This window comes from Kitasatospora sp. NPDC001683 (genome assembly GCF_053596495.1).
Window position 1 is genome coordinate 1 of record NZ_JBSFGK010000178.1, and the last position, 8,126, is coordinate 8,126.

The following is an 8,126-nucleotide window of genomic DNA, read 5'->3' on the forward strand; positions in this document are numbered from 1 at the left end:
GCGCACCCGCACCGCGGCCCCGGCACGGCGCGGCACCGAGCAGGCCCCGCCCGTCCGGCCCAGGGCACGCCGCACTCAGTTCTGACGGACCGCCCCGGCCCCAGGGCCCGCTGCCCTTCCACTGCGCGGCCCAGCCGGTGACCTCCGGCTGAGCCGCTTTGCTCTGTCTGCAGCGCCGCTGTCCACAGCCGGCCTCGGCCAGGGTGGCGCCATGACGACGACGAAGACCCCAGCGCCCTGCCAGGCCCACCCCGCCGGCATCCGGGGCAACTGCCCGGTGGCAGACTGCGCACCGTCCAGACACGGCTTTCTGGCGTTGCTGGAGTAGCACGCCGACGGCCCGCTGAGCATGGACTTCCAGTTCATCTGGTACCTCCGTGGATACCCCCGGCTTGAGTCGGGGTGGGGTCCCCCCGCTTGCGGGGGAGAAACGGTCCTCCTGCGGAGCAGGACAGGTGACGACGATTCGCCGTCAAGGCGGGCCGTCGCCCAGTAGCCGCCCGTAGCCACTTCGGCACGGGTTGTAGCATTTCTGGTGCCCGATCGGCGAGAGACATGTCCCTGACGGTGGTTCACCCTCATCGTCCAGCGGTGCGCTTCGTCGTGGGCGACCCGATCGACGCTGTGAGTTCCCGCACACCGAGGGCTCGGCGTTTCACCACTCCCGCCCCGCATCCGCCGCCGGTGACCGATCGGAGCCCGCACCAGTTCACCCGGCATGATGAACCCTCAAGGCATTGTCGGGCCGGCGACGTGGGAGTTGCCGGTGAGCTGAAGGACCTACTTCGGCTGCGGCCTTTCGGTGCCTGGCGGCATGCCTCGGGCCCTCCCCCTTCAGCGGTGTGGGGAGGGCCCGGGTGTTCGCAGGTTGAGCAGGCGTTTCGGCTGGGTGCTGCCGGTCGGACGATGAATCCCTCGGTCTCCCGGTCCGCTGGTCCTGCCTGTGTCAGATGCTGGCCACGGCGGTGAGCTGCTGCCAGCCGGCGGTGCCGTCCACCAGGCCGAACCCGGCCCACTTGTGGGCGGCGTAGTCTCCGGCGTTGTCGTAGGCGCGGTTGTCGGAGCCGATCGCGTAGAGGTGCACCGTGCTGGCGCCCGTCTTCACGGCGGTGATCTGCTTGAAGCCGGCGGTGTTGTCGACCAGGCCGAACCCGGTCCAGGTGTGGGCGTTGTAGTCGCCGTCGTTCTCGTAGATGCGGTTGTCGGAGCCGAGCGCGTACAGGTGGACGGTGGTCCCGAGCGCGGCGGCGGTGATCTGCTGGTAGCCGGCGGTGCCGTCCACCAGGGCGAAGCCGCCCCACTTGTGGGCGCTGAGATCGGCATCGTTGTCGTAGACGCGGTTGTCGGAGCCGATCGCGTACAGGTGGACGGTGGTGTTGCCGGACGCGTCGGTGGTCGCAGCGGCGGTGATCTGCTTGAAGCCGGCGGTGCCGTCGACCAGGCCGAAGCCGCTCCAGCTGTGCTTCGTGTAGTCGCCGTCGTTCTCGTACACGCGGTTGTCCGAGCCGAGCGCGTAGAGGCGCACGGTGGTCCCGGTCGCCACTGCGGTGATCTGCTGGAAGCCGGCGGTGCCGTCCACCAGGCCGAAGCCGCTCCACTTGCCGTCGGCGTAGTTGCCGTCGTTCTCGTAGATGCGGTTGTCCGAGCCGATGGTGTAGACGTGGACCGTGCTGTCCGTGGTGGTGGTGCTGGTGATCTGCTTGAAGCCGGCGGTGCCGTCGACCAGGCCGAAGCCGTTCCACTTGTTGATGCCGTAGTTGCCGTAGTTGTCGTAGACGCGGTTGTCGGACCCCAGGCCGTACAGGTGGACGTTGTTGGCCGTGATCGGAGTTGGGGCCGGAGCCGGGTCGGACGCGACGTTGTTGTAGCGGAATGGCACGTAGGTGCCGGCGTCCATGGCGGACCGGGACATGGTGGTGGTGTGTGCGACGGTGCCCCAGGTCGATTCGGTGTAGATGTTCGCCGTCTGGTGGCTGCTGTCGGTCCAGCCGGCGAAGAGCACGACGTGGATGTTGTAGTTGCCGTTGTCGTACCGGTCCAGCGCGTCGCCAGGCAACAGGTCGTCATAGCTGTTGAGCTTGGTGGAGACGCTCGGCAGGGTGACGGTGGTCAGCGCGCTGCTGAGGTGCCAGGCCATCGATATGTAGCCGGAGCAGTCCGAGCGGTAGCTGCCGTTGCTGTCGCTCCACGCGCTGCTCTGGCTGTACGGGACCTGCTCGTCGACCCAGGACTGGGCGCGCTGCAGGATCTCCGACCGGGTGATCGAGCCGTCCGGGCTGGACGTGCCCACCGCGTGCGCGGCGGTCGTGGTGGTCAGCGCGCCGACCAGGCCGGAGGTGGCGATGGCCGCGGCGAGGACACGGCGGAAAGTGTTCTTCTTGTTCTTGGGCATGGCAGGACTCCACTGAGGTTTGACGGGTTCGCGGGCGCGGTGCTGTCGGATGCGGGGGAGGGGTGCGACGGTTCGGCGTGCTCAGCTGGTGGCGACGGAGGTGAGCTGCTGGAAGCCGGCGGTGCCGTCGACCAGGCCGAAGCTGGTCCAGGTGTTGGCGCTGAAGTCGCCGTCCTTCTCGTAGACGCGGTTGTCCGAGCCGAGGGCGTAGAGGTGGACCTGCGACGTGCCGGTGACGGCGGTGGTGATCTGCTTGAAGCCGGCGGTGCCGTCCACGAGGCCGAAGCTGGTCCAGGTGTGGGTGTCGAAGTTGCCGTCCTTCTCGTAGATCCGGTTGTCCGAGCCGAGCGTGAACAGGCGGATGGTGTTGTTGGTGACGGCGGTGGTGATCTGCTTGAAGCCGGCGGTGCCGTCCACGAGGCCGAAGCTGGTCCAGGTGTTGGCGCCGTAGTCGCCGTCCTTCTCGTAGACGCGGTCGTCCGAGCCCAGCGCGAAGAGGTGGACGGTGTTGGTGTTGGTGACGGCGGTGGTGATCTGCTGGAACCCGGCGGTGCCGTCGACCAGGCCGAAGCCGCTCCAGCTGTGCTTCGTGTAGTCGCCGTCGTTCTCGTAGACGCGGTTGTCCGAGCCGAGGGCGTAGAGGTGGACGGTGTTGCCGATGACGGCGGTGGTGATCTGCTGGAACCCGGCGGTGCCGTCGACCAGGCCGAAGCCGGTCCACTTGCCGGCGCTGTAGTCGGCGCTGTTCTCGTAGACGCGGTTGTCCGAGCCGAGGGCGTAGAGGTGGACGGTGTTGCCGACCACCGCGCTGGTCACCTGCTTGAAGCCGGCGGTGCCGTCGACGAGGCCGAAGTTGGTCCAGGTGCGGGCGTTGTAGTCGCCGTCCTTCTCGTAGATCCGGTTGTCCGAACCCAGGGCGAACACCCGGGCCGTGTACGGAGTCGCCGCGGTGGGGGTGGAGGGGGCGGGCGTGGGGTTGTCGGCCGGATAGGGGTTCGCGGTGTCGGCGCCCAGTCCCACGGCGGGCCCGCAGGTCGGCCAGGCCGACTGGCCCTGCTTCGCCAGCACCTTCTCCGCAACCAGGATCTGCTGCCCTTCGGTGGCCAGGTTGGCGGTGGGTGCGTAGAAGTTCCCGCCGTAGGCCTGCCAGGTCGGTGCGTCGAACTGCAGCCCGCCGTAGTAGGTAGTGCCTCCGACGTTGTCGACGATGTCCCACCTGCCGCTGCTCTCGCACTGGGCGACCTTCTCCCAGGTGCTCACCGAGGCGGCCGAGGCCGCAGTGGCGGTGCACATGATTGGGGCCGCGACGCCCACCAGGGTGGCGGCGGACAGGGCCAGAGCGGACATGGAGCGGCTGCGGACGGGCATGGGGAACTCCCTGCACTCGGTGCGGAATAGGGTTGCGAAAGGGACGTGCGAAGACTTGGCGGCCGCGGGGCGCAGGCGACGCCCGATCAGCTGAGCGGCGGCTCTGCGGTGCGGCTCACGCCGCGGGGCCCGGGTGAACGGTGCCGGCCGGGGGTAGGTAGCGTCGGCGGAGCACGGGCGCGGCCTGGTGGCAGCGGGCGAGCAGGTCACTGGCCCGATGGAGCTCGGTGCGGGTGTCGGCGGCCGTCGGGTCGAGCGTGCGGAGGTAGAGCAGGAGGTCGACCCGGTCCGCCTCGCTTCGGCCGGAGGCGTGTTCCAGGCCGTCGGCGGGGGTTGCGTGCGCCCACAGGGCGCCCAGGACCTCGGCAACTTCGCAGGGCTCGGCCGGCTCGGCCGGCTGCCTGCGCTGCAGGCTGGCGTAGACGATGTCCATCGTCGGGGTTCAGCCGCCCCATCCGAGCGAGTCGGGCGTCACGGTGGCGGCCCGGCCGAGGGCGGGAGCAGCGGGCGCGGCGGCGAAGGCGGGCGAGGACACGAGCGCGGTGCCGGCCGGAGCGAGCGTGACGACCGCGGCGGCCCGGGCGATGCGAGTGCGGATCATGACGTGAGTCCTTTGCTGAAGCAGGGTCAAGTGTCCTTGGCCGGTGAGACGTCCCGCGGTTGACGCTTCGTCCGGCTGCCGTTCGGGCTGTTCCCGGCTGGCAGTGAATAGCTTCGCCGCAGATCAGCGGCCCAGGAAGGCTTTCGGGCTGTCGCCAACTCGCCTGACGCCATTCCGACTGCCAGTCATGGACATGACATTTCTTCTCTCGCCGGTGGCGGCCAATTCATACCGGCTGTTGACCCGCACCGACACGGACAACTCACCGGGCGAGCCGGTCCAGCCCGGCCAGACTCGCCAGGCGGCCGGGACACTCCCCGGCGTGGGCCAGCGCCCTGTTGCCCCATCAGGACCGGCGCGCACCAGGACGTCGGCTTGGCCGGCGCCGGGGCGGGGCGGGGCGGGGCGGCATCAGGCGGTGCTGGCGGTGCGGGCCGAGCGGGAGGCGGTCGAGCGCGAGAAACAGCGCCCGCACCGAGCGGCGCATCATCAAGGCAAGGAGACCGTCACCGCCTTATGGACCCGCGCCCAGGCCTTCTTCACCCAGGCCGGGAGCACCGTCCAGCGTTGCTGACCGACAGCGGCTCCTGCTACGAGTCACACCTTCGGCGTGTTGTCCTCGCCGCCGAGGGCATCACGCCGCAGGAGCACCTGGCCCTACCGGCCGCAGACCAACGGCATAGGTCGAACGCTTCAACCGCGCCTTGCGCGACGAATGGGCCCTACCGCACCGAACAAGAGCGCCGGGACGCCTATCCCGGACGGCTCCGCACCTGCAATCACCACCGCGGACACACCGTCCCCAAGCTGCACGGGTCAGTACACCTAGAGCCAGCCCTTCTGCGCTGCCTTGATGCCGGCTTCGAAGCGGCTGCTGGCGCCGAGGCGCTCCATGATCGAGGACATGTGGCGGCTCACGGTGCGGGCCGACAGACCGAGACGCTGGCCCGCGGTCTCGTCGGTGAGGCCGGTGCCCAGGAGACGCAGGAGTTCCCGTTCGGTGTCGCTCAGGCCGGTCGTGGGGTCCTCGGCGCGGACGGCGCCCACCGGCACGGCGATGCTCCACGCCTGCTCGAAGAGGTCCACCAGGGCGGCCACGATGCCGGGGGCGCTGACGTGCAGAGCGCCCTTGCGGCTGTCGGCGGGATCGACGGGCACCAGAGCCTGGCTCCGGTCGACGATGACAAGGCGCTGCGGGAGCACCGGTGCCGTGCGCACCTCGCCGCCCCGGCTGAGCAGCCAGTGGGCGTAGTTGGTGGCGTGCGGGTCGTTGCGGGTGCTCTCCTGGTAGAGCGACTTGATCGACACGCCGCGGGCGAGGGCCGCCTCGTTCGGCCCCCGCCCGGCCTCGAGGTCCTCGGGGCGCCGGTGAGAGCCGGGATGGACGCCCAGCACCTCGGTCACGGCGCCGCGCCCGAGCAGTTCGAGGCGGCTCTGGATCGCGTCCATGCCCATCAGCCGTTCGGCATCGCCGGCCCGGTGGTAGGCGCGTTCGGCGACCAGACGGGTGAGGGCGGCGCGTGAGGTGGCCAGTTGCGCCTGCCGGGCCGCCAGATCGGCTTCCTGGCGGGCCAATATATCGGCCAGACCGACCTCCGGAGCGACGGCCCGCATTCGGCCGGGGCACTCGCTCGATGCGCGGACCAGCATGAAACGGGAGAGCTCGTCGAGGCCCGCGTGGACCTGAGCGGGCGACAGACCGCAGAAGGCGGCCAGTTGCTCGACGCTGTCGCCGGGCCGGTCCAGCATTGCCTGGTAGACCGCAGTGGCCGGTGCCGTCACGCCAAGTGCTTCCAGCACGTGATTCCCCCGTCGTACGATCCCGGTGCCGTGGCACCGGCGCTCCGGCCCGGCATCCCCGGGCGCCGTCGGCACCCGGGGGCGTGACGGGCACCAATGCGGCCAGACCAGTCGGCTCGGCGGTGCCTGCCACACGACGAGTTCCCCTGTTGGGCGAATGTCCGGCCAGGCAGGCGGCCGGGTGTGACAACTGACCTCGTCATTCCAAGCTTCCCCGGAATGTGATCATGTGACTATCCACTTCGCGACGGCGATCCCGCCCGTTTTCGGATAGCCGGGCCGGCGGCGGCCCTCAACGGCGCTGGTCGCCACGGCCGCCGCAGCGCAGCGTCTCCGACGGTGACTGCTGATAGGCCCGCCGGTAGTCAGCGCTGAAGCGCCCGAGGTGGGTGAAGCCCCAGCGGCAGGCGACCTCGCTCACCGTGCCGGTCGACCGGCCGTCGGAGATGGCGATCAGGTCGCGGTGGGCGTGGTCGAGGCGCCGGGCCTTCAGGTACGCCAGCGGAGTCGTCTGCAGATGGGTGCGAAAGCCCTCCCGCAGAGTGCGCAGGCTGACCCGGGCGGCCTGTGCGATGTCCGCGACGGAGATCGCCTCGTGCGCGTGCTCCGCGCAGTAGTCCGTCGCCCGGCGCAGCGCCCCGGGCAGCAGGCGCGCACCGCGCTCTGCCACCGCGTTGCTCCACGAGTGCGGCTGGGCGTCGAGCAGGCCGTCGACCAGCAGATTCTCGAAGTGCTGCACGGCCAGCGGGGAGCAGCGGCTCAAAGGCGACGCGGCGAAGGCGTTGAAGCTCCACGCCAGCTCCGTCCAGGACTTCACGGCCGGATTCCGGTCGTCGAGCACGTGGCTGAACCGCGCCAGCCCTGGCGGGGAGTCTCCCAGCCGCACGGCGAGCGCATGCTCGACCGTACGGGCGGGGATGATCAGCACCCGGTTCAACGCCTCGGCGTCCCACTCCATCGAGAGCCGCTCGCCCGGCCCGACAATGAACGGCGACGAGGGCAGGACCCTCCCGTTCACCAGGACCTTCCCACCGCCGGCTACCGGGAGCTGGATGTTGTGGAAGTCGGGCAGCTCCCCAGGGTCCACACTGACATCGGCGCCGTAGCCGATCTCGTAGAGCGCGATCGAGCCCTCGTGGATCAGGCGGAAGCGCCCGTTGATCCGCTGACCGCCCGTTACCGTCATGCGGTGGGGCGCGAACCGTTCGCCCACCGCTTGGTGCAGCTGCTCGACGCAGCGCCCCTCGTAGAGGGTGATCGGCCCGCTCCCGCCTTCGTCCGCACCCGGTCCGCTGACCGTCAACGCCGTACCTCGCCTCCCCGTCGAACCCGGGCCGATGATACTGACGGCAGAGAATTGGCATGGGCATGATAGTAGTGCGGGATCCCGCCAGGCGAGTTGGGGACAGCCGGAAACCCTTCTACGGCTGTTGATCTGCGACGAAGCTGTTCATCGCCGGCGGGGGAGAACAGCCCGACCGGCGACCGGGCGAAGCGTCACCGCGTGATGCGGCCGGAACACCGACTCTCTCGACAGAAGGGCCACTGCCATGATCCGCTCCTGCTTCGCCAAGGTTGCCGCTCTCGCCATCGGCGCCGCCCTGCTCCTTCCGGTCGCCACCGTCTCGGTCGCGCAGGCCGCCGACACGCAGGCCTCCGCCGCCCCCACCGCAGCCGCCCCGTCCGATCTGACCTGGGGCTGACCCGCATGGACATCGGCTACCTGGGGTAATCGCAGTGCACCGGGCTTCAGCCCGGTGGTGAAGCGATTCTGAACCCTGCTCTGACACCTGCGCGGTGGGCACCTCCCGAACTGTGGACGGTGCCCACCCGTGAAGGTCAGGCTGGGTGGTTCTGCTGCTCGATGTACTGCCGGACTATCGACAGCGGAGCGCCGCCGACCGATCCGGCGAAGTACGAGCCGGACCACAGGCGCTGTGCGCGCCAGTAGTGCTTGACCAGCTC

9 protein-coding genes are annotated in these 8,126 nt (G+C 69.8%); 2 read left to right on the top strand and 7 right to left on the bottom strand.

Annotated elements, in window-relative coordinates; all coding sequences use genetic code 11:
* Positions 1-946: 946 nt before the first annotated feature.
* The 4 genes from ACWCYO_RS39655 to ACWCYO_RS39670 form a co-directional block, all read right to left on the bottom strand.
* A complete protein-coding gene (locus ACWCYO_RS39655; RefSeq protein ID WP_270150440.1) occupies positions 947-2,392 on the bottom strand; it encodes a hypothetical protein in 1,446 nt (481 codons plus the stop codon).
* Between the two features lie 81 nt (positions 2,393-2,473).
* Positions 2,474-3,760, bottom strand: a complete 1,287-nt coding sequence (locus tag ACWCYO_RS39660; RefSeq protein WP_449786933.1) for a transglycosylase family protein — start codon at positions 3,758-3,760, stop codon at positions 2,474-2,476.
* A gap of 115 nt (positions 3,761-3,875) precedes the next feature.
* On the bottom strand, positions 3,876-4,193 hold the full coding sequence (locus ACWCYO_RS39665; RefSeq protein WP_449786934.1) for a hypothetical protein: 318 nt from the start codon (positions 4,191-4,193) through the stop codon (positions 3,876-3,878).
* Positions 4,194-4,202: 9 nt separating this feature from the next.
* Positions 4,203-4,361, bottom strand: a complete 159-nt coding sequence (locus ACWCYO_RS39670) for a hypothetical protein (protein WP_270150444.1) — start codon at positions 4,359-4,361, stop codon at positions 4,203-4,205.
* A gap of 187 nt (positions 4,362-4,548) precedes the next feature.
* Here ACWCYO_RS39670 and ACWCYO_RS39675 point away from each other — a divergent pair, with 187 nt between their 5' ends.
* Positions 4,549-4,935, top strand: coding sequence for a hypothetical protein (locus tag ACWCYO_RS39675; RefSeq protein ID WP_449786935.1), 387 nt, complete (start codon positions 4,549-4,551; stop codon positions 4,933-4,935).
* 251 nt (positions 4,936-5,186) lie between these two features.
* Here the strand turns inward: ACWCYO_RS39675 and ACWCYO_RS39680 are convergent, their stop codons facing one another.
* Both ACWCYO_RS39680 and ACWCYO_RS39685 read right to left on the bottom strand, forming a co-directional pair.
* Positions 5,187-6,161 carry a LuxR C-terminal-related transcriptional regulator gene (locus ACWCYO_RS39680; protein WP_449786936.1) on the bottom strand — a complete coding sequence of 325 codons (975 nt, stop codon included), beginning with the start codon at positions 6,159-6,161 and terminating at the stop codon, positions 5,187-5,189.
* Between the two features lie 292 nt (positions 6,162-6,453).
* Positions 6,454-7,464, bottom strand: a complete 1,011-nt coding sequence (locus tag ACWCYO_RS39685) for an AraC family transcriptional regulator (RefSeq protein WP_449786937.1) — start codon at positions 7,462-7,464, stop codon at positions 6,454-6,456.
* Positions 7,465-7,711: 247 nt separating this feature from the next.
* Here ACWCYO_RS39685 and ACWCYO_RS39690 point away from each other — a divergent pair, with 247 nt between their 5' ends.
* The gene (locus ACWCYO_RS39690; protein WP_270150455.1) at positions 7,712-7,864 is read left to right on the top strand and encodes a hypothetical protein; all 153 of its coding nucleotides are present in this window, start codon (positions 7,712-7,714) and stop codon (positions 7,862-7,864) included.
* A gap of 136 nt (positions 7,865-8,000) precedes the next feature.
* Here ACWCYO_RS39690 and ACWCYO_RS39695 read toward each other — a convergent pair.
* Positions 8,001-8,126: transposase (locus tag ACWCYO_RS39695; protein ID WP_449786938.1), on the bottom strand; the 126-nt coding region annotated here is incomplete at its 5' end.